This window comes from Mycobacterium sp. H4Y (assembly GCF_000364405.1).
In the GTDB taxonomy this organism is placed as follows: domain Bacteria; phylum Actinomycetota; class Actinomycetes; order Mycobacteriales; family Mycobacteriaceae; genus Mycobacterium; species Mycobacterium intracellulare.
This window is the reverse complement of the sequence record NZ_AKIG01000003.1, coordinates 149,736-170,318: the sequence shown is the minus strand read 5'-3', so window position 1 is coordinate 170,318 and position 20,583 is coordinate 149,736. Positions and strand designations below refer to the sequence as shown.

General features: G+C 67.9%; 21 protein-coding genes. 9 read left to right on the top strand and 12 right to left on the bottom strand.

Annotation, left to right across the window (positions count from 1 at the left end):
• On the bottom strand, positions 1 to 2,910 hold the full coding sequence (gene leuS, locus W7U_RS21665) for a leucine--tRNA ligase (protein WP_008262628.1): 2,910 nt from the start codon (positions 2,908 to 2,910) through the stop codon (positions 1 to 3).
• A 184-nt stretch (positions 2,911 to 3,094) separates the two neighbouring features.
• Here leuS and W7U_RS21660 point away from each other — a divergent pair, with 184 nt between their 5' ends.
• Both W7U_RS21660 and W7U_RS21655 read left to right on the top strand, forming a co-directional pair.
• Positions 3,095 to 4,270: an LpqN/LpqT family lipoprotein gene (locus tag W7U_RS21660; RefSeq protein ID WP_008262626.1), complete on the top strand. Its 1,176-nt coding sequence runs from the start codon at positions 3,095 to 3,097 to the stop codon at positions 4,268 to 4,270.
• Positions 4,271 to 4,336: 66 nt separating this feature from the next.
• Positions 4,337 to 4,678 (top strand): hypothetical protein, encoded by a 342-nt coding sequence (locus W7U_RS21655; RefSeq protein WP_008262622.1) that lies wholly within the window; start codon positions 4,337 to 4,339, stop codon positions 4,676 to 4,678.
• 18 nt (positions 4,679 to 4,696) lie between these two features.
• Here W7U_RS21655 and W7U_RS21650 read toward each other — a convergent pair whose 3' ends face one another.
• Positions 4,697 to 5,302, bottom strand: a complete 606-nt coding sequence (locus W7U_RS21650) for a YqgE/AlgH family protein (protein WP_008262619.1) — start codon at positions 5,300 to 5,302, stop codon at positions 4,697 to 4,699.
• Between the two features lie 145 nt (positions 5,303 to 5,447).
• On the opposite strand from W7U_RS21650, the gene W7U_RS21645 reads away from it, so the two are divergent.
• On the top strand, positions 5,448 to 6,734 hold the full coding sequence (locus tag W7U_RS21645) for an MFS transporter (RefSeq protein ID WP_008262617.1): 1,287 nt from the start codon (positions 5,448 to 5,450) through the stop codon (positions 6,732 to 6,734).
• A 50-nt stretch (positions 6,735 to 6,784) separates the two neighbouring features.
• A complete protein-coding gene (locus W7U_RS21640; protein ID WP_008262612.1) occupies positions 6,785 to 7,558 on the top strand; it encodes a TIGR03084 family metal-binding protein in 774 nt (257 codons plus the stop codon).
• 245 nt (positions 7,559 to 7,803) lie between these two features.
• On the opposite strand, the gene W7U_RS21635 is transcribed toward W7U_RS21640, so the two are convergent.
• Both W7U_RS21635 and W7U_RS21630 read right to left on the bottom strand, forming a co-directional pair.
• Positions 7,804 to 8,130 carry a DUF2710 family protein gene (locus W7U_RS21635; RefSeq protein ID WP_170320646.1) on the bottom strand — a complete coding sequence of 109 codons (327 nt, stop codon included), beginning with the start codon at positions 8,128 to 8,130 and terminating at the stop codon, positions 7,804 to 7,806.
• 51 nt (positions 8,131 to 8,181) lie between these two features.
• Positions 8,182 to 9,921, bottom strand: coding sequence for a DUF5631 domain-containing protein (locus tag W7U_RS21630; RefSeq protein WP_014383582.1), 1,740 nt, complete (start codon positions 9,919 to 9,921; stop codon positions 8,182 to 8,184).
• Positions 9,922 to 10,003: 82 nt separating this feature from the next.
• Between W7U_RS21630 and W7U_RS26565 the strand changes: the two genes are divergently transcribed.
• Entirely contained in the window at positions 10,004 to 10,147 is a 144-nt protein-coding gene (locus W7U_RS26565; RefSeq protein ID WP_014378759.1) for a hypothetical protein, read from the top strand.
• A gap of 33 nt (positions 10,148 to 10,180) precedes the next feature.
• Here the strand turns inward: W7U_RS26565 and W7U_RS21625 are convergent, their stop codons facing one another.
• From W7U_RS21625 to W7U_RS21600, 6 genes are all read right to left on the bottom strand, one after another.
• Positions 10,181 to 10,492 carry a DUF2694 family protein gene (locus W7U_RS21625; protein WP_008262605.1) on the bottom strand — a complete coding sequence of 104 codons (312 nt, stop codon included), beginning with the start codon at positions 10,490 to 10,492 and terminating at the stop codon, positions 10,181 to 10,183.
• Entirely contained in the window at positions 10,489 to 10,806 is a 318-nt protein-coding gene (locus W7U_RS21620) for an ESX-1 secretion-associated protein (protein WP_008262603.1), read from the bottom strand. The genes W7U_RS21625 and W7U_RS21620 overlap by 4 nt, the downstream gene beginning before the upstream one ends.
• 50 nt (positions 10,807 to 10,856) lie before the next feature.
• The gene (locus W7U_RS21615; protein ID WP_008262600.1) at positions 10,857 to 12,314 is read right to left on the bottom strand and encodes a DUF4226 domain-containing protein; all 1,458 of its coding nucleotides are present in this window, start codon (positions 12,312 to 12,314) and stop codon (positions 10,857 to 10,859) included.
• A 130-nt stretch (positions 12,315 to 12,444) separates the two neighbouring features.
• Entirely contained in the window at positions 12,445 to 12,807 is a 363-nt protein-coding gene (locus W7U_RS21610) for a DUF4226 domain-containing protein (protein WP_008262597.1), read from the bottom strand.
• 48 nt (positions 12,808 to 12,855) lie between these two features.
• Positions 12,856 to 13,674: a C40 family peptidase gene (locus W7U_RS21605; RefSeq protein WP_008262596.1), complete on the bottom strand. Its 819-nt coding sequence runs from the start codon at positions 13,672 to 13,674 to the stop codon at positions 12,856 to 12,858.
• The gene (locus tag W7U_RS21600) at positions 13,671 to 14,459 is read right to left on the bottom strand and encodes a helix-turn-helix transcriptional regulator (RefSeq protein WP_008262595.1); all 789 of its coding nucleotides are present in this window, start codon (positions 14,457 to 14,459) and stop codon (positions 13,671 to 13,673) included. The genes W7U_RS21605 and W7U_RS21600 overlap by 4 nt, the downstream gene beginning before the upstream one ends.
• Positions 14,460 to 14,603: 144 nt before the next feature.
• On the opposite strand from W7U_RS21600, the gene W7U_RS21595 reads away from it, so the two are divergent.
• The 4 genes from W7U_RS21595 to W7U_RS21580 all read left to right on the top strand — a co-directional run bounded on the left by W7U_RS21595 (position 14,604) and on the right by W7U_RS21580 (position 17,871).
• Complete coding sequence (locus tag W7U_RS21595; RefSeq protein ID WP_008262579.1) at positions 14,604 to 15,020, top strand: WhiB family transcriptional regulator; 417 nt, start codon at positions 14,604 to 14,606, stop codon at positions 15,018 to 15,020.
• Between the two features lie 95 nt (positions 15,021 to 15,115).
• Positions 15,116 to 16,498 carry an acyl-CoA dehydrogenase family protein gene (locus tag W7U_RS21590; RefSeq protein WP_008262577.1) on the top strand — a complete coding sequence of 461 codons (1,383 nt, stop codon included), beginning with the start codon at positions 15,116 to 15,118 and terminating at the stop codon, positions 16,496 to 16,498.
• Positions 16,499 to 16,559: 61 nt separating this feature from the next.
• The gene (locus tag W7U_RS21585; RefSeq protein ID WP_008262575.1) at positions 16,560 to 17,555 is read left to right on the top strand and encodes a pirin family protein; all 996 of its coding nucleotides are present in this window, start codon (positions 16,560 to 16,562) and stop codon (positions 17,553 to 17,555) included.
• Positions 17,542 to 17,871 (top strand): GNAT family N-acetyltransferase, encoded by a 330-nt coding sequence (locus W7U_RS21580; protein ID WP_008262573.1) that lies wholly within the window; start codon positions 17,542 to 17,544, stop codon positions 17,869 to 17,871. The genes W7U_RS21585 and W7U_RS21580 overlap by 14 nt, the downstream gene beginning before the upstream one ends.
• Positions 17,872 to 18,022: 151 nt before the next feature.
• Here W7U_RS21580 and W7U_RS21575 read toward each other — a convergent pair whose 3' ends face one another.
• Both W7U_RS21575 and W7U_RS21570 read right to left on the bottom strand, forming a co-directional pair.
• Positions 18,023 to 18,445, bottom strand: a complete 423-nt coding sequence (locus W7U_RS21575; RefSeq protein ID WP_009952753.1) for a hypothetical protein — start codon at positions 18,443 to 18,445, stop codon at positions 18,023 to 18,025.
• 3 nt (positions 18,446 to 18,448) lie between these two features.
• Entirely contained in the window at positions 18,449 to 20,308 is a 1,860-nt protein-coding gene (locus tag W7U_RS21570) for a hypothetical protein (protein WP_008262571.1), read from the bottom strand.
• Between the last annotated feature and the right edge of the window lie 275 nt (positions 20,309 to 20,583).

The following is a 20,583-nucleotide window of genomic DNA, read 5'->3' as shown; positions in this document are numbered from 1 at the left end:
TTACACGACGAGGTTGACCAGCCGGCCGGGCACCACGATCACCTTGCGCGGGTTCGTGCCCGCCAGGAACGCCTGAACCTTCTCGTCGGCCAGCGCGGCGGCCTTCAACGTGTCCTGGTCGGCGTCGGCTGCCACCGTCACGCGTCCACGGACCTTGCCGTTCACCTGCACCGGGTATTCCACCGTGTCGTCGACGAGGTACGCGGGGTCGGCCACCGGGAACGGCCCGTGCGCCAGCGAGGTGGTGTGACCCAGCCGCAACCACAATTCCTCGGCTAGGTGCGGAGCCAGGGGCGCCAGCATCAACACCAGCGGCTCGACCGCCGCGCGGGGCACCGCCTCACGGTGCTCCTTGGTGAGGTGGTTGGTGTATTCGATCAGCTTGGCCGCGGCCGTGTTATTGCGCAGTGCGGCATAGTCTTCCGCGACTCCGGCGATTGTGCGGTGCAGCATCCGCAGGGTGCCGGTGGCGAGCTCCTGCGCGGGCCCGTCGAGCACCCGCGTCTCACCGGTCTGTTCGTCGACCACCAGCCGCCATACGCGCTGCAGGAATCGGTGGGCCCCGACGACGTCCTTGGTCGCCCAGGGCCGGGAGGCCTCCAGCGGTCCCATCGACATCTCGTAGACCCGCAGCGTGTCGGCGCCGTAGTCGTCGCAGATCTCGTCGGGCGAGATCGAATTCTTGAGGCTCTTACCGATTTTGCCGAACTCCTGAAAGACTTCGACCTCTCCCCCGGGTCCCGGGTAGACGAAACGGCCGTCCCGCTCGACCACCTCTTCGGCCGGCACGTACGACCCTCGGGCGTCCGTGTAGGCGAAGGCCTGGATGTAGCCCTGGTTGACCAGCCGGCGGTAGGGCTCCCGCGAGCTGACGTGTCCCAGGTCGTAGAGAACCTTGTGCCAGAACCGCGCATAGAGCAGGTGCAGCACGGCGTGTTCGGCGCCGCCGACGTACAGGTCGACGCCGCCGGGATCCTGCGGGCCGTGCTCGGCCGGCCGCGGGCCCATCCAGTAGGCCTCATTCTCCTTGGCGCAGAACCGTTCCGAGTTGTGCGGGTCGGTGTAGCGCAGTTCGTACCAGGAGCTGCCGGCCCACTGCGGCATCACGTTGGTGTCGCGGGTGTAGGGCTTGAGGCCGTCGCCGAGATCCAGCTCGACGTGCACCCATTCCGTGGCCTTGGCCAGCGGCGGCGAGGGCTCGCTGTCGGCGTCGTCGGGGTCGAACAGCACGGGCGAGTAGTCCGGCACGTCGGGCAGCTCGACCGGCAGCGCGGCTTCGTCGAGTGCGTGCGCGCGTCCGTCGGCGTCGTAGACGATCGGGAACGGTTCACCCCAGTACCGCTGGCGGGCGAAAAGCCAGTCGCGCAACTTGAATTCGATGCGGGCCTGGCCCCGGCCTTCGGACTCCAGGCGGGCGGTGATCTTTTCCTTGGCGGCAGCCACGTCCAGGCCGTCGAGGTAGCCGGAGTTGACCAGCACCCCGTCACCGGCGTAGGCCGCTTCCGAAATATCCCCGCCGGCAATGACTTCCACGATGGGCAGGCCGAACTCGTGGGCGAAGTCCCAGTCCCGCTGGTCGTGGCCGGGGACGGCCATGATGGCCCCGGTCCCGTACCCGGCCAGCACGTAGTCGGCGATGAAGATCGGCACGGGTTTGCCGTTGGTGGGGTTGGTTGCGTAGCTGCCCAAAAAGACGCCGGTCTTCGCCTTGCTCTCCTGGCGCTCGAGGTCCGACTTCGAGGCGATGGCCTTGCGGTAGGCGGCGACGGCTTCGCCGGGCGTCGCGGCGCGATACGTCCAACGCGGGTCGGTCCCGTCGGGCCAGGCGGCGGCGACCAGCTCGTCGACCAGGTCGTGCTCGGGGGCCAGCACCAGATAGGTGGCGCCGAACAGCGTGTCGGGCCGGGTGGTGAACACCTCGATGTCGACCGCCTCGCCATCTGCCCTGGTCGCCGCGAACAGCGCCTTCGCGCCGGTGGACCGGCCGATCCAGTTGCGCTGCATGGCCTTGACCGGCTCCGGCCAGTCCAGCAGTTCGAGGTCGTCGAGCAGCCGGTCGGAATAGGCGGTGATCCGCATCATCCACTGCCGCAACCGCTTCCGGAACACCGGGAAGTTGCCGCGGTCGCTGCGGCCGTCGGCGGTCACCTCCTCGTTGGCCAGCACGGTGCCCAGCCCGGGGCACCAGTTCACCATCGAGTCGGCCCGGTAGACCAGCCGGTGACTATCGACCACGTCGGCCCGCTCCCCCGCCGACAGAGCGGCCCAGTCCCGCCCGTCCTCGAGCCGGCGCGCCCCGGAATCGAATTCGGCGACCAGCTCGGCGATGGGACGCGCCTTGTTGGCGGCGGTGTCGAACCACGCGTTGTAGATCTGCAGGAAGATCCACTGCGTCCACTTGTAGAACTCGACGTCGGTGGTCGAGAAGCTGCGTCGGCTGTCGTGGCCCAGCCCCAGGCGGCCCAGCTGGCGCCGGAAATTGACGACGTTGGCCTCGGTGCGGGTGCGCGGGTGGGTGCCGGTCTGGACGGCGTACTGCTCGGCGGGCAGCCCGAATGCGTCAAACCCCAACGCGTGCAGCACGTTACGGCCCGTCATGCGGAAATAGCGGGCGTACACATCCGTCGCGATGTAGCCCAGCGGGTGGCCGACGTGCAGCCCCTCCCCCGACGGGTAGGGGAACATGTCCTGCACGAACAACTTGTCGTCGGGGACCGAAGACCCGTCTGCCGGCGCCAGCGATCCGACGGGGTTGGGCACATTGAACGTCCCCAGCTTCGCCCATTTGTCCTGCCACGCGCCCTCGATCCGGGCCGCCAGCGCCGCGGTGTAACGATGCGGCGGCGCGTCGGTGTCCGGCTGGGCGGCGCCAGGGCCGCTGCCTGTCGAAGTGGTCGGGGATTCGGTCACCTGAACAGGGTATAAGGGCCGACACGGCCGTTCGCCGGCCACAGGTTGGTCTCGGTTCCGTTGCGCGCCGATCAGGGGTTCATCCCAGGTGTATTTCGGGCCTGGTCACCGCCTTTGACCTCTAGTTACAGTCGGCCACTATCGACGGCTTCTGGTATTTGAGCCATGGGAAGGACCGACGCAGATGATTGACATCGTCCCCGTCCACCGGGCACTTCTCGGCGGCATGGTCGCCGGCCTGATGGGTTTGGCGGTTGTTGCGAGCGGCACCGCATCGGCGGACCCGTTGCCCCCGGCGCCGGCACCGGTTCCCACGGTCCCCGCGCAGGCGCCGCAGAACCTCGGGCCCGAGCTGGTGCCTCCGAGCAGATACCTCGCCGCGCCGCAGGCGGCCACTCCCCTGGCGCCGCCGGCCACCGCCGGGACTCCAGGAACGACGGCACCCGCCGCGGCCGCCCCGGCTGCCGCTCCGGCCCCGGCCGCGGCCCCGGCTCCCGTTCCCGCGACCTCCGGCACGATTCGTGAATTCCTGCAGTCGAAGGGCGTCAAGCTCGAGGCGCAGAAGCCGCAGAACTTCAAGGCGCTCGACATCACGCTGCCGGTGCCCGCCCGCTGGACCCAGGTGCCCGACCCTAACGTGCCCGACGCGTTCGCGGTCATCGCCGATCGGCGCGGCAGCAGCATCTATTCCTCCAACGCCCAGGTGGTGGTGTACAAGCTGGTCGGGGATTTCGATCCGAAAGAGGCGATCACCCACGGCTACGTCGACAGCCAGAAGCTGCCGGCGTGGCAGCCCACCAATGCCTCGATGGCCGACTTCGGGGGCTTCCCGTCGTCCATCGTCGAGGGCACCTACCGCGACGGGGACCTGACGCTGAACACGTCCCGGCGCCACGTCATCGCCACGTCGGGACCCGACAAATACCTCGTCTCGCTCGCGGTGACCACCGACCGCGCGGTCAGCGTCGCCGACGCCCCGGCGACCGACGCCATCATCAACGGTTTCCGGGTCGCCGCCCCCGGTGGGGCCGCCCCGGCGCCGGCGCAGGCCCCGGCCGCCTCCCCAGTCGGGCGACCCGCCCAGCCACCCGTCGCTCCGGCACCCGCCACCGCCCCGGCCGCTCCGGCTCCAGCTGCCCCGGCCACCCCAGCGGCCCCCGTCGCCCCGGCGGCTCCGGTTGCTCCGGTCGCCCCGGCCCCCGCCACGGCCCCGTTGGTGCCGCTCGCCCAGACGACACCCGCGGCCCCGGCCCGGCTCCCCGCGCAGACACCGCTGCCCAACCAGCAGCACACGCCCAGCCTGCTGGCCATGGTGCCCGGCTTGCCGCCGCTGCCGAACTTTTCGTTCCTCCAGCACTGAGCCCGGCGGCACCCACCCCGCAGAGCCGGATGAGCGGGCGGCCAACCCGGCTCGTATTGTGGGCCCATGCTGATTGCGGGCGTGCTGTGCATGTGTGCGGCGGTGGCCTCGGCGGGGTTCGGCACCTGGTCGCTTGCGCACAATCGGAATTTCGGCGCCACGGCGCTCGCGTTGCGCGCCATGGCACCCACCCAGTTGGCGGCCGCGGTGATGCTGGGCGCCGGTGGTGTGGTGGCGCTGGCCGCGGTCCCGCACACCGCACTGGTGGTGCTGATCGTGTGTGTCGCGGGGGCGCTGGGGACGCTGGCCGCGGGCTCCTGGCAGAGCGCGCGTTTCGCGCTGCGCCAGGAAGCGGCGGCGCCCGCGTGCGCGGGCAGCTGCGCCGGCTGCACGCAGTCGTGCCACTGACCTTCTAGCTGGGGAGGCCTAGTTTCGGCTGATGTCGATCGGGTGGGTCGCGAGCAGCGACAGCGGCAACGGCTGCCGGCGCAGGACGTGACCCCACAAATCTGACCTCGGCCCGACGAGAACGTCGGATGGCAAGGCGGACAAGACAATCCAGTCGTCGCGTTCGATCTCGCCTTCGAGTTGACCGATTGTCCAGCCGGAGTACCCGGCGAAGATCCGCACGCCCTCCACCAGCGGTGCGATCGCGTCGGGGTCGGCGTCCAAATCGACCATCACCACCCGGCCGTCCACATGCCGCAAGCCCGGCACGTCGTGCGGATCGGCGCCGACCCGCAACGTCGCCAGACACAGCGCGGCGTCACGCTTCACCGGGCCCCCGATGAACATCGTCTTCGGCTTCGCCGCCAGGTTGGTCCACTGGGGCAGCACGTTGTACACCGCGGTTTCGCTGGCGCGGTTGAGCACCACACCCAGCGTGCCGCCATCGTTGTGCTCGACGATGTAGATCACGCTGCGCCGAAACGTCGGTTCGAGAAGGTCGGTGTTGGCGAGCAGCAAAGTGCCCGCGCGCACCCGTTGCGCGGCGGGTGCGACATAGTCCTCTGGATCCTCCGGCGGCGGCACCCCACCATCATCGCATCCGGCCGATCGTCGCCCAGGGCAATCGAGACCGCGGGCCACGGCGATTTGTACTGTTGTTGGGACAGCTCTGAGCGCACGAGTTTGCCAGCCCCAATCGCGGAAGTCGGTTTCGGTGATCCCAACCCGGATGCAGTCCAGCGCACCCGTCGAAATCTGGCGGTCCGTGCGCGGTTTGCCAGACTTCTGGCGGCTGCTGCAGGTGCGCATGGCGAGCCAGTTCGGTGACGGACTGTTTCAGGCGGCGCTGGCCGGAGCGCTGCTGTTCAACCCGGATCGCGCGGCCGATCCGCTTTCCATCGCGCGCGCCTTCACGGTCCTGTTTCTGCCCTACTCGCTGCTAGGGCCGTTCGCCGGCGCACTGATGGATAGGTGGGACCGCCGGCTCGTGCTCGTCGGAGCCAACGCGGGCCGCTTGATCCTCATCGCCGCCATCGGCACGATCCTGGCGGTCCGGGCGGGCGACCTGCCCCTGCTGCTGGGCGCGTTGTTCGCCAACGGCTTAGCCCGATTCGTCGGGTCCGGGCTGTCCGCGTCGCTGCCCCACGTGGTGCCGCGCGAGCAGGTGGTGACGATGAACTCGGTGGCCACCGCGGTCGGTGCCATCGCGGCGTTCGTCGGCGCAAACTTCATGCTGGTGCCGCGGTTCGTCTTCGGCGCCGGCGACAAGGGCGCCTCGGCAATCGTCTTCATCACCGCGATTCCCGTGGCGATCGCGTTGCTGTTGTCGTGGCGGTTCGGTGCGCGGGCGCTGGGCCCCGACGACACCCGGCGCGCGATCCACGGCCCGGTCATCTACGCGGTGGTCACCGGCTGGCTGCACGGTGCGCGCACGGTGGCGCAGCGCCCGACGGTCGGCGCCACGCTGTCCGGGCTGGCCTCGCACCGGATGGTGGTCGGCATCAACTCGCTGCTGGTCCTGTTGCTGGTCCATCACATGCCCGACGCCGATGGCGGGGGATTCGGGACCGCGCTGCTGTTCTTCGGCGCGGCGGGCTTGGGCGCCTTTTTGGCCAACCTGCTGACACCGCCCGCGATCCGGCGCTGGGGGCGCTATGCCACGGCAAACGGCGCGTTGGCGGCCTCGGCGATCATCGAGATCGCCGGCGCCCAGCTGCTGGTCCCCGTCATGGTGGCGTGTGGCTTTCTCCTCGGCGTCACCGGTCAGGTGGTCAAACTCTGCGCTGACACGGCGATCCAGATGGATGTCGACGACGCCCTTCGCGGGCATGTGTTCGCCGTGCAGGACGCGCTGTTTTGGGTGGCGTTCATCGTCGCGATCACGGTGGCCGGAATGTTGATCCCCGGTGACGGACACGCGCCCGCGTTCGCACTGTTCGGCTCGGTGCTCTACCTGGCCGGCCTCGCGGTGCACAGCTTCATCGGTCGCCGCGGCGAGCAGGCGAATGATCGCTAGGGTGACGACGTGAGGTGTCCGACGTCCCCGGCCGGCAGGGGAGCGCAGCGATGACCGGCCCCGCACCGATGGTCGAGGACCTGCGCGCCGAGAGCGAGGCGCTCGACGCCCTGGTCGCGCCGTTGCAGCCCGAGCGCTGGGCCGACCCGACGCCCGCGCCCGGCTGGACCATCGCGCACCAGATCGGACACCTGTTGTGGACCGACCGCGTCGCCCTGATCGCGGTGACCGACGAGCCCGGATTCGCCGACGTGCTGGCGGGTGCGGCCGCCGACCCGACGGGCTTCGTCGACAAGGGTGCCGAAGAACTTGCGGCCCTGGCGCCGGCCGAGCTGCTCGCCGACTGGCGCGCCACGCGACGTCGGCTGCACGAGGAGCTGCTCGGGGTCACCGCCGGCCGCAAACTCCCGTGGTTCGGCCCATCGATGAGTGCGGCCTCGATGGCCACCGCGCGGTTGATGGAGACGTGGGCGCACGGTCTCGACGTCGCCGACGCGCTGCGCGTCACGCGGCCCGCGACCGACCGCCTACGGTCGATCGCGCATCTGGGGGTCCGCACCCGCGACTTCGCCTTCGCCGTCAACAATCTCGCGCCCCCGGCCGAACCGTTCCTGGTCGAACTGCGCGGACCCGGCGGTGACATTTGGTCCTGGGGACCGCCGGAGGCTGAGCAACGGGTCAGCGGCTCCGCGGAGGATTTCTGCTACCTGGTCACCCAGCGGCGCCCGCTGAGCGCCCTGGACATCACGGCCCAGGGCGCCGACGCGCGGCGCTGGCTGGAGATCGCGCAGGCTTTCGCGGGACCTCCCGGCGCCGGGCGATGAGCGCGCGATTTGGCTGAAGCCGCGGGTGCCGGTCACGCGGAGCGCCACTTCTGTCTCGTGCGTCGCTCGGAGTCGGCACCCATCCTTTGCCCGCCTCACAGCGACAAAATCCAGCGCGGTGCCGCCGGCCCGTCGAACGCACGGTGTCGCTACGAGGTGGGCACCAAGCACCCGGAGAGACGACCGGTGTGACCAACGCGGGGGGGCCCGTCAACCGAGCCCGCGCGATGAGCGCGTAAGCGCCATCAGTGCAGGGGGCCGCCGTAACTCGCCCGGTTCTCGGCCTCGGCCTCTTCTCGCAGCGCAGTGATCGCGAGGTTCAGCCGGTCGGCCAACTCGCCGTGGCCGTACCCGGTCATCACACCGGGATGGAGGGTCAGTTTGATCAGGCGACCGTCGGAATTCGCCACGGCGTACACGTCGCCCAGGTCGACGCTGTAGGTCACCGCCTCGGCCTGCGCCACGAGGGCTTCCCACTTGTCGGCCGCTTCGCTCAGTTCCCGAAGAACCGATTCGACGAGATCCTTATCGCTGAGATTCGCGCGACTGCCCGAACCCGACACGAGGAACAGTATCGTCGACCCCTCCGACCAGCGTCAATTCATACGCGATGGGTTCTCGACTCAACCGCCGGGCGTCGACCCGGCGAGCATGCGATACCACGCGAGGTGATAGTTCGCCGACACCGTGTCGCCGCTGGCAATGCCTTCGGTGGCGGCCATCAGCATGCACTTGAGCAGCAATCCCGGATTGACGTTCGGATACTGAACCAGCAGCTGATAGCGCGCCGTGTCGAGGTGCACGCGTAGCACGTCGACCTCCTGATCGACGACGAACGTCCCGGCGGCCGTGGCGTCGGCCAGCCGCGTCACGATCTTGGGCAGTTCGGCGTGCGCCCGGGTGGCTTGGCTGAGCACCCTTGCCAGGTCATCGATGGCGGGCAGCTGGCGTGGCTCCACCGACGATCGCGTCGCGGCGAAGTCGGCCGAGCGGCGCAACGAATCACCGGGAGCGTAAGTGACGACGCGTGCCGTGTCGCCGATCAGTGCGGCGACCCTGCCGCCGCGTCGCTCGGGTTCCAACAGCCGCACGCCTGCGGGAAGGCTGATGCCAGACGGGATCCAGCCGTGGGCGAGGTCGGTGACCAAGACCGTGGTCCCGTCGGCGCGATCCCCGATCGCCCAACTCAGCCGTGGCTCTTGCCGGACCACGAACTCAAGCAGCCGGTTCAGCCGGGCGTTGTCGAAACCCGTTGGGGTCACCGGTTTTTCGATGGCGGTCGGCGCGGCTACGACGGGTTCGGCCTCCTCGGCCGGGGCTTCCTGGCTCACCGCGGCCGGCTCGACGGGAACTTCCTGGCTCACCGCGGCCGGCTCGTCGCGGGTGTCCTCCGCCGGTTCCTCCGCGGGCGCGTGGTGGCGCCCGTTCTCGACGGGTTCGACGGGTTCCTCGACGGGCGCCGGCGCGCGATCGGCCGGCGCCGCGAACGGGGGTTCCGCGTCGGTGACCACCGGAATGACCTGCGTCTCCTCGAGGTGCGACGCGTCGGCGACGTCGGCCGGCTCGTCCTCGGCGGGGGTTGCTTCCGGCCCGGCCGTCGGCTCGTCGCCGGCTGCGGGCTCGTCCACCACCGCATGGTGGCGGCCGGTTGCGGCGGGCTCCTCGACCGGCTCGGGCTCGGGGTCCACCGGCGTCTCGACGACCGGCTCCGCTTCGGAGACGACCGGGATGACCTGAGTCTCCTCGAGATGGGACACATCGGGGGCCGCGGCCGGCTCCTCAGCGTGGGTGGCTTCCGGTTCGCCCGCCTCCGGTTCGACCGGTTCGGCTGGTTCGACCGGCTCGACCGATTCGACCGGTTCGGCCGGGCGGGGACGCCATCTCGGGGGCGGCGGGGGTGGCTCGGCGACGTCGTCGACCTCGCGGACCGCGGGCAGCACCTGCGTCCTGTCCAGGTCAGCGCCCGGACCCTCGAGGGTGGGCGGGGCGGCGGCGGGGGGCTGCGCACCGCTCTGCACCGTGTGCAGATAGCGGATCGTCGATTCGACTCGGCGCACGGCGCGGCCGCGTGCCTCCTCGATGACTCGCGCCTCGGCCGCCTGGCGCGCCGGGTCGGTCATGCCCGCCCGCTTGAGCATCTTGAGTTGGTCGTTGGCGCCGTTGGCTATGCGCTGCAGGTCGGCCTTGAGATACTCTGCGAGAGTTGCGGTTTCGGCGGTGACCGTCGACAATTCGGCAGGCCACAGCCCGCCTGTCACCCAAGGGGTGCAGTCGATGGGAGCGCTGAAAGCCGGAATCGCCAGCGATTCCCGGGTAGCCCTCCGGAGGCGCTGACGCGCCGTCATCCGACCGAAGATCGCCACCAGCTAAGCGTACCGGCAGCGGGCGTTCGACTTGTGCGGTCAGTGAATTGTGCGCCCGCAACGGCCTGGGTAGCGTGGGGACATGGCTGAATCTGCACTGCAGCAGCAACTCGACGAGGTGCGCGCCCTACTCGCCCGCGCGCGAGAGTTGTTCGGCCCCAATCCCGTCGAGCCGCCCACGGGGATCGCTCCCGATCCCAGCGCAGCTAAGCCGTGGCTGCGCTAGCACCGCGTTGCATTTGAGATTCGTGCAGGACGGCTAGCGTCCGCCGTTGCGGCGGCGCAGTTTGTGCGCCAGCAACTTCTCGATGGCGGCGTCGAGGTCCCGGGGGGTCGGAACCTCGGCGGAAGGGGTGTGCCCTGCCGCGACAATCTCGTCGCGGATCTCCAGCAACGCCTTGAGGCACGACACATCCGCGGTGAGCACGATGCCCTGCGCCAAAGTCTCGGCGTCGGTTTCCATCGCCTCTTCGCTCAGCGCGACGCTGTGCATATATCCGCCGCGGCAAGAGCGGACCAGGATGTGCCCACTCGGGTGAACGGTGTCGAAAGCGGGATTCGCGTCGGTCATCGACCGCGGTCGACGACGTCGCCGAACTTGCGTGCAGCCTCCTGCTCGTGCTGTTCCCACATCGTCGCCGATACGGTCAATTGGTCGGCCAAATCCGCGTGGTCAGCGGCCTGCTGCTCATAGCACTGCCGTCGCAGCTCGAGCAGCTCGCGGCCGGCATCGCGCAGCTCACTAAAGATCGGCCCGAGCGAATCGAGGCTCTCCTGGATCGCGGCGTGCGACGACGGGACGGTGCGCAAGTACTCCGAGGTGTCCTGATGATGCGCGGCGGCCTGACGTAAGTGCGCGGGCACCACATGTATCGAATCTGCCATCCGCTGTCTCCTGTTGACGACCGCCGTACGTGCCGGCGAGTTCATTTTTCTCAGGTGGTCGACGAGGTTGCCGGCCGGGTAGGTGTCGGTGGTTCAGGCTTAGTCGGCGCGGTCGCGGGCACGGCCGCCGCCGGCGGATGCTCCCAGCCTAGAAAGTTCGGTCCGCTCACGGTGGCGATGTGCTGAATTTGGCCATCGAGAAGCGCCTTGTCAGGGCCCAGGACAAGCGCGTGACGGTCCGTGAACATACCGATGTCGCCCGGGCCCACCCGTAGGGCATCGATTGGGTTGGCGACCGCCGTTCCCGGTGGGGGAATGGTCATTCCCTGTTGTTGGAAGGCTTCCGCGATCGGCGTGCCGCCGACGGCGGCCTGGATCGCCGCTGCCAACTGTGGGCTGGCGGCGGTCACTGTCTCGCCGTCGGGCAGGGTCACCGGCGTCGGGCCATCCGCTGGCTCATCGGATGACACGTCCTGCGGGTCGTTGTTCTCGTCGGGGTTGTCCGAGGCGTCGTGCGCGCTGGGGTCTTCCTCTTGGGCATCCGGTAGTTCTTCGCCGGCCAGGTCCTGCAGCGCCGGATCGTCCGCGTCGCCGCCCGAAAAGGGAAGGCCGCCGGGCGCTTCCCATCCCGCCGTGGAGGCGGGCATGGTGCCCAGGCCCGGAAGTGGCCCACCACCGAAGTTGGGCATCGGGGGCGCCATCGGCGTTTCCGTCGCCGTTGGGATCGGGGCGCCCGCCGCCGGATCTGGCGCCGGAGCGTCTTCGGGCCACAGTCCGTCATCATCGGCCAACAGCGAGTCCAGCAGCGGATCCCATTCGGCGTCGGTATCGCTCGATTCGGCGGCCGAACCGAGCGCGGGCGCATCACCAACGGACGCCGCCGGCGCGTGTTCCCCCGGCCGGTTCGGTTCATTCTTGGACGCGTCGTAGAGCGACGTCCAGGCGGCCATCAGCGCCGACTTCGACGTGTCGTCCAGGCTGGCGTTCAGGACCACCGCGCGAATGTCCCTGAGCTTGCCGATCAGGAAACGTTGGAAATCGCGCGCTCCCGCCGGAGTGTCCAGGTCCGATCTCATCAGCACCGCGGCTTCGGTTTCGTGCTGCAACTTGGTGAGCGCTTCTCTGCCGTCGACCGCACTCAGGTGCGCGTTCAGGATGGCCGACACCACTTGCATGTCCAGTTGCGAACTCGCGGAATTCTGCTGTGCGAGAGCGGCTTCGGCGCTGGCGATGGCGTCCGCGGCCGCACCCGATTCCCGGTCCGGCGGTGTCGCGGTTCCCGCCAGGGATCGGCCCGTCGGCGGGCCGCTCGCGGGCACGGCGCCGAACACGTCCGCGTGCTGTCGGCGGATCTTGGCTGCGATTGCCTCGAGTTGGTCGGTGCGCGTGGTCGGCGTGATCACAGCGGAGACTTCGGTCGGCGCCAATCCCGTCTGCCACGCGTTGGGATCGCCGGTGCGGTCTCGGACGGACTTGACCGTGGCCAGCAGGTCGTCGTACGCCGACATCAGCCGCGCAGCCGGCGCTGCAGCGGCACTCGCTGCGGAAAGTGACGCGACCCCTCCATGTCCGGCGACAGTAGTGGGGGGCGTTCCTGCCGACAATTCACTGAGCAGCATGGTTGTGGACTAGTTCCGGTTAACTGCGGCCCGCGGTGTACTGCGCCCGAAGGTTCTCCAACGCAGCCCTTTTCGCCTGAGCGAGTTCGCGCGCCCCGGCGACGACTGCGGCGATCTCGCGCTGCTTGTCCAGCAGGAACTTGTGAAACTCTCGCGCTCCCATGGGTGTATCCACGGCGAGGTTCGCTTGCTGGACGACCGCGTGGTCGATCTGTTCGGCGATGGCGTCCAGTCGCCGGACGCTTTCGCGCGCTGCGCTGTGAGCGGTGTTCAGCACGTCGGTCAGCACAAGGTCGGCTTCGGACGCGGCGCCGTGCTGGCTCGCCAGCGTCGATCGCCGTGCTTCGACGGCCTCTAACGAGTGCCCGGGTTGTTCCGGCATCGGCTCACCCTTCTCGTCGTGCCCGTATCGCCGGGCGAAGTTGGCGTGTCATAACGGTCGGCGGATCGCAACGTTGTTGCCCAGTCGGCTTATTCGCACCGACGCCCCCGAGTACGGCGCCTCGACAACCAGGTTGTTGCCGATAGCGAGCTGGACGTGACCGGCGTGCGGAAAGACCAGATCTCCCGGTCGCACCTGCGCACGCGGAACCGGAATGCCGTCGTTGATCTGCTGATATGTGGTGCGGTCCAAGTGAATACCGGCCCGCGCGTAGCTCCACTGAACGAGCCCGGAGCAGTCGAACGCCTCCGGGCCGCTGGCGCCCCAGACGTAGGGGCGGCCCAGCCGCGACAACGCCGCCCGCACCGCGACCGCGGCCCGATCGTTCGGCGGCAACCCGAGGCCGCGCCCATGCCGCAGCCGATACCGCAGGGCCAGCAGCGCCGCGTGGTGCCGTCGCGCACGCAACCTCGCCGATACGACGTGGGCCCGTTGCGTGCGCAGTCGCGCCACGCGGCGGCGCATCGCCTCTCGCTGCGCCAACGGGGTCGACGGGAGCGTGTTGACATCGGCGCGCGCCGCGTCGAGGACGTTTTGGGTCAGGTCGCGCGCCTGCGCGCGGTCTCGGTGGGCTCCGGCGAGCACGTCGGTGACGGCGGCGTCGGTCCCGGCCGCCGACGAGAGGCGTTGGCGACCGTGGTCCACCGCGAGCTGGTAGCCACCGTGGGCCAATCCGTCGTTCAGTCGGGCGGCGCGGCGCAACAGGCTGCGATAGTGCCCGGTGTCGGCGTCCAGGGACGCAGGCGTCGTGCTGCCGGCGAAGAGTTGATGCGCGCGGCTCAACGCCTCGACTTCGCTACGGCTCACTGTGCCCCCTCGGCGCCGTCGTGGCTTCCCTGTTGTTCTTGGCCCGCCGTCTCGACCGCCTCGGTGAAGGCGCGCACGCGGGGGAGGGCGCCCGGCGAAATGACCCCGCGATTGCGGATGTCCCACATCTCGTCGACGTCGACACCGACCAGCGCGGCGATGATCGTCTCCGGCAACGAGGACTGCGCGCAGGCCCGGTCGAAACGCGCGCTCAGGCTGCCGGGCATCCGCTTCAGCAGGGCCGTGCGCGTCGCCTCGAGGGCCTGCAGATGCTCCATCAGCCGGTCGGTCGAATCCGCGCCCGCGCTCACCGCCACCCGCCAGGAGCTGGCGGCGAGCATCTCCGCCTTCACGCACTGAGCGATCACAGACAGAATATACGTCTCATATTCGTTTGATGTTGTCGCAGGCAGCCGATCGATGACGGATTTGAGGGCGTCGAGCTGGGCTTCGGCATAACCTTCCAGCACTTCGGTGTCGCTGTGGCGGTCGACGACCACGGGTCCGGTGCGCCGCGCCGCCATCGCGGTCGCCGGCGCGGCCATCAGGCGCGCCAATTCGGCATCCGGATCGGCGGCCACCAATAGCCGGGAGTAGGTGCCCGGCGGCAGGCCGAGCCCGTTTTCGATCTTCTGAACTGTGCTTTTGTGCGGTTTGCGGGCGCCCCGTTCCAAAAAGCTGAGCCCCATGATGCTGACCCCGGTCGCGGCGGCGAGGTCGGCTAGTGACCAGTCCCGCGATTCTCGCAACGCGCGGATCGCCGCGCCGGCCGACTCACGGCTCACCACACGCTCCGGCCATAGGCCGGATAGTACACAGCCAGGGTCTCGGATATGCGTATATACGTTTTTGTCGATGTTTCTATTGCGTTGGACCCGTCTCGCCATATACGCTTTTGCCTACGTTTCACGCTCGACAAGGAGACCGACATGGGACACCCGTGCGCAGCCAACCCGGAGCTTTGGTTTGGCTACCCCGACGACGACGGTGGTGACGGCGCGGCGAAGGCGCGCGCATACGAACGGTCGGCCACGGAGGCGCGCCTGCAATGCCTGCGGCGCTGCCCACTGGCGCAACAGCGCCGCTGCGCCCAGCACGCCATCGCGCACCGCGAGGAGTACGGCGTGTGGGCAGGCGTGAAGCTGCCGGGCGGCCAGTACCGCAAGCGTGACCAGCTCGCGCACGCCCACGACGTCCTGCGGCGTATCGCGTCCGGGGAAATCAACTCCCGGCAGCTGCCCGAGAACGCGGCGCTGCTGGCGCGGCACGAACACGAGGCGGTCCCGGTGGCCGCGGTCGTGTTGCATCTGCCGCTGGCCCAGGTCGGGCCTCGTACGGCCGCCTGACCTTCCGTCGAAATCCCAGCTCGGCAGTTTGTTGAACCGGTCAATGGGGTAGTCGGGGTCGGCAAGACCAGTCTGTCGACCTTAAAGGCGCGCCCATGACGTTCGACCTGACCCCGACGGCCGCACAACATGATCTGGCCCGACGCACGCATGAGTTCGCCGAATCCGTAATACGCCCGGTAGCCCTCGACTATGACCAGCGCCAGGAGTTCCCCTGGCCGGTGCTCGAGGAGGCGGCCCAGCAAGGTTTCTATAGCCCGCTGTTCTATCGCGACCTGATCGGCGATCCGACCGGTATCTCCCTGCCCATGTTCATGGAGGAGCTGTTCTGGGGGTGCGCCGGGATCGGGCTGGCTATCGTCATGCCGGCCCTGGCGCTCTCGGCGATCGGCCAGGCCGCCTCCCCGGAACAGATGCTGGAGTGGGCACCCGAATGTTTCGGCACCCCAGGCGATCTCAAGCTCGCTGCGCTGGCGATCTCCGAGCCCGAAGGCGGCAGCGATGTACGCAACCTGCGCACGCGTGCACGTCGTGACGGCGATGACTGGATCATCGACGGCCACAAGATGTGGATCGGCAACGGCGGGATCGCCAATGTGCACGTGGTCAACGCGGTGGTCGACGAGGAGCTCGGCCATCGGGGTCAGGCGCTCTTCGTGGTGCCGGGCGGCACGCCCGGGCTGAAACTGCTGCGAAAGCTCGACAAGCTGGGCTGCCGCGCCTCCCACACCGCCGAGCTGCTCTTCGAAGGTGTGCGCGTGCCGCGCGCCAACCTGCTCGGCGGGGAGGAAAAACTCGAACACAAACTCGCCAAGGCGCGCGAAGTCGTGGCGGGTGGAAAGCGCTCCGGCTCAGCGACGTTGGGAACCTTCGAGCAGACGCGACCCATGGTCGCCGCCCAGGCCATCGGGATCGCCCGGGCGGCGTTGGAGTACGCGACGGCGTATGCCACCGAGCGGGAGGCGTTCGGCGGGCCCATCATCGACAACCAGGGCATCGCGTTCCCGCTCGCGGAACTCGCCACTCAGATCGACGCGGCTCGGCTGCTCACCTGGCGTGCCTCCTGGATGGCGGCCAACAACGTCCCCTTCGAACGGGGTGAGGGCTCGATGTCGAAGATGGCCGCCAGCGAGGTAGCGGTCAAGGCCACCGAGCGCGCGATCCAAACCATGGGCGGCTGGGGCTATATCACAGATCACCCGGTTGAGAAGTGGTATCGGGATGCCAAGCTGTACACCATTTTTGAAGGAACCAGCGAGATCCAGCGGATGGTCATCTCCAACGCCCTGGGCGCCGCCGTCGGCACCCCGCCGCTGCATGTGGTCCTCGAGCCGTCCGGGGGACCGCTGAACCGGGTCTTCGGGCGGGGTACGCCGTTGCGGTCCCGCGTCGCCGACACAGCGCTGTCCATGCAGGATCGGGTGCCCGAGCCCGTCATGCGGCTGGCCATGAAGGTGCTGCGGCCACCGGGCAAGTGAGATGGCCGGGTACGGTCGCGGGTGACGGCGCCGTTGGCGAGCCTGCGACGGAGGATGGGCGATGAGCAACCTGGAAGCCGCGCCGGCCGAAGTCGCCTGCGCCGCTTCGCAACGCCGGGACGCCTCGCCCAGGGTGGAGGTGCTGCATCCGCGGGAGGTTCCCTTGGGCGGCCCCAGGGCGATCCGGGTGCAACGCACGTTGCCGCAACGCGGGCGTTCGCTGATCGGTGCGTGGTGTTTCATCGACCACTACGGCCCCGTCGCGGCGAGGATGGATGTGCCGCCGCACCCGCATACGGGACTACAAACCGTGAGTTGGTTGTTCAGTGGGGAAGTGGAGCACCGTGACAGCGCCGGCGTTCGTGCGGTCGTTCGGCCCGGCGAGCTGAATCTGATGACCGCCGGTGCCGGCATTTGCCACTCCGAGGTGTCGGTTGACGCAGGGCCGGTCCTGCACGGCGTCCAGCTCTGGGTGGCGCTTCCCGCTGCCGCTCGCGACACGGCGCGAGACTTTGCCCACTATGCGCCCCCTCTGGTCTCGCTACCGGGCGCCCAGGCGCGCGTGTTCTTCGGCGAGCTGGCCGGGAGTCGTTCGCCCACAAAGACATTCAGTCCGTTGCTGGGCGCCCAACTCGACCTCGACGCCGACGCAGGTTTCGATATCGACGTGGATCCCACCTTCGAGCACGGAGTGCTCTGCGATTCGGGCACCGTCCAGGTCGACGAGACGTCCCTGGCGACCGCCGACCTGGCCTATCTGAGTCCCGGCCGCACGCAGCTGCACGTGCGCAACGTGGGGGAGCGGCCCACGCGGGTGCTGTTGCTCGGCGGCACGCCGTTCACCGAAGAGTTGGTGATGTGGTGGAACTTCGTCGGACGAAGCCACGAGGACATCGTCAATTACCGCCGACTGTGGGTGGACGGCGACGACCGCTTCGGCGCCGTCCACGGATACCGGGGAGCGCTCGCCCGACTGCCCGCCCCGCCGCTGCCGACCGCTCGGCTGCGGCCTCGACCGATACCCCGACGAAAGGAAAGCACTAATGACAACCGATAAGACCGGCGCGGAAACCACGGTCACCCTTGAGGACGGCAAGTACACGATCGCCGTCGAGGGCAAGACGGTGGGGCTCGCGGATTTCGCCGACCGCGGCGAGCAACGCGTCTTCTACCACACCGAAATCGATCCGGCTTACGGCGGACGTGGCCTGGCGACGATCCTCGTCGAGGAGGCGCTTAACGAGGCGCGCGATGAGGGCAAGCGCATTGTTCCGGTGTGCTCGATGATCGGCACCGTGCTCAAGAAGCATCCCGAGTTCGATGACATCACCGACCCGGTCACTCCGGAAATCACGCAGTGGGTGCGGTCTTAGGGGAAGAGCTGAAGTCTCGAGGGCCTGGCCCCCGGCCGGATGACATGCGCCTCGGAGACCATCATCGGATCTCATCGACAGGTGAGTCCATGAGACACCCGAAAAGGTGGCCTAACTGCAGATGGGTAGCACACAACCGCACGGATGCTACTCATCCCTGCGGCGGGCCAAAGTACTTTATTGCAAGCGCCTTCGCGAGGTTAAGCAATTCTTCACATGAGCGCTCTGTTTCTGGCTCGATAAAAAGCTGCTCGATGCGGCTTAGGTTGCTCCGAATCCACGCCACGGTCTCGCGTGGAGATACGACGTTCGTCTCGTCGTAATCGTCAAGGTACTGACGAATCAGTGTTGCGCGAAACCAGTTATCTGGCGATTCCGCTAAGGTAGTAGGTGCGATGACGAAACCGAGTTGCCCCCTGTCATTGGTCAATTCCCAGCTGATGACAGGGCCGGTGAGCGTCAATGACGCATTGCTCAGCGGGTTGCCCGAAGTCGTGGAATTTGTGACGTGATAACGAGGGTCTAAATACAAGAAGTCGAAATAGTGGAGGAAAAACTCCAGCAAGGTCTTCATTACTTATCGCGCTCCTTCGCTCGGCGGCAGCAACGTATTTTCACCTATGCGCCGATAGCCGTGCGCTTCGAGGTATCGGAGCTCCGCCGCTGTAAATGAATTCGGTGGGACCCTATGGAAAGGCACCGACAACGTGATCTTATCTTGATTCGAGATAGCGACGTCGAGAACATGCTGATTGGCGGCTAGTTGTTCGGTCGGCGTGAAGGAATCCCAAGCGTCGCCCAGACTGAAGTAGCTGGCGCCGCGGTCCTCTGCGACTTGGATGTAGGAAGGCCCGCCGCCCGGGGGCCTAAATGGTCCGAGAACGGTTTCACCACTTCCGGTCAGATGCGCTTCGGACAGCGCTCGCAACTCGGGAGGCATGTAGTTGAGCGGGTTGTCCAAGTGGAATTCCGGATGGGCTGGATCTATGACAACCGGCGCCGGGCTATCAGGTAAGGCTCCTGCGTGAGGCCCGGCCGGCGCATGTTCGACGGGTACGTCGCCGTGCGGGGCCGGCGGTGCGTGCTCCACCGGGGGCGGCTCGAGAGGGTGAGTGCCCGGGACCGGCTCCCCGGGCAGCGGTGCATGGGAAGCCAGGTTCTGTTCTGCGGCTTGGACGCGTGCCTCGGCCCCGGCGAGTGCGCGGGGGAACACGTTGTCAGCCGTCACACCTTCCAACATCTCGCGGCTGAAAAGCATCTTCAGGCCCTGAAAGGCCGCCTCGCCACCCGCCTTGAGCGCTGGCGCCCCGGTCGCCAGGGTGACGGCCGTAAAGAGGGGTTCGGCAGTCGCTTCCACTTTCCCGGGATCCGGTGTGCGCATGCCGGTCAATTTGCCGCCGTTGAAGGTGTAGTACGTGCCAGTGGCTTGGTCGAAGAACTCGCCCGTGCCGTTCTTGAGCTGGCCGTAAGCCTGCACCGGCTGCCCGTTGACCTTGTAGGTGAACGTGAAATGCCCGTCGGGGGAAACGCTTACGGACGCGGGGTCAATGCTGTTGTAGTCGGGGATCTTGCCCAGGTCGTCGAGGGCACGCGCGAGGTCCGCCTTGAGCTTGGGCAGTTTGGCGCTGGCCGCGTCGCCTTCCGGCGAACCCGGGCCATGGGTATACAGGTCGGCCGCGGCTTTACTGAGCGCCTCCTGCGCGGCGCGCACCTTGGCCATTTGGTCCACGACGGCCTGGTTGGTGGCTTGGCGAATGCCAGCCAATGCGGCCTCCTGGGCGGGAGACGGTGGGGCCACGCCGTCAGCGTCGACACCATGCAGCGGGGCGCCGTCGTACCCTTCGGCGTGAAGGTTATCCAGCGATTTCTGAAGGCCATCGGCGTATCTGTTGCGGATCGATTGCAGGGCTGCGAGCGCAGCTTTGGTGTCACGCAGCGCGTCGTCCTCACAAGTGTTGATGAGGGCATGCAGCGCGTCCTTTTCCCCTGCGCTGAGGCTTTTGTCGTTTTGCAAGATGGAGACGGCCTGGCTGACCATGTCCGAGATGTTCTTCAACTGGGCTTCTAAGGTGGCGATGCGCGCGGCCCCGGCCTTTTGCGCATCGGCCAGCGACGCGGCGATGTTTTCCAGGTCCGCAGCGATTTTGGGCAGCTGTAACGACTGCGCCCCTAGGGATTTCGTGACGCGCTGAACTTCGTCGGAATCGTTGATGGGATGACCGCCGCCGTCGTGGTGGTTCCAGGCGGCCTCGAAGCGTGCGCGTGCTTGCTGGAAAGCGTTCTCGGCCTCCGCCGTGCATCGGCCCGCGCGGTGAAAGGCTCCGGCCAGATTGGAAATCTCCAGTGGGCTACCCGCCTGCAGGCTGGCGTTGATCGCCCAGGGGTCACCACCGGCCTCGGCGATCAGCGCCTGCTCATCTATATACGGAAGTCCCACAGCACCGCTGGTCGCCGCGCAGCAATAAACTCCGGTCCTAGTGATTGCATTGCGCGCATTCCAACCCTCCCTGAGCTAGCTCATAAGGCTACTGGCGCAAACGCGCTCGTCAATTCACGACCGATCGAAACGCCTCGCTAGTCACTTACCGCTGGAAGCCTTGAGTTACACATGAAACGATGAACCTGACCTCGCAACCGTTAGAAGGAGCGGCTCAGTGCATATCGGCGTTACGCGTACCGCGGTGAGAACGGCCCCGGGGACGAGGGCGCTCT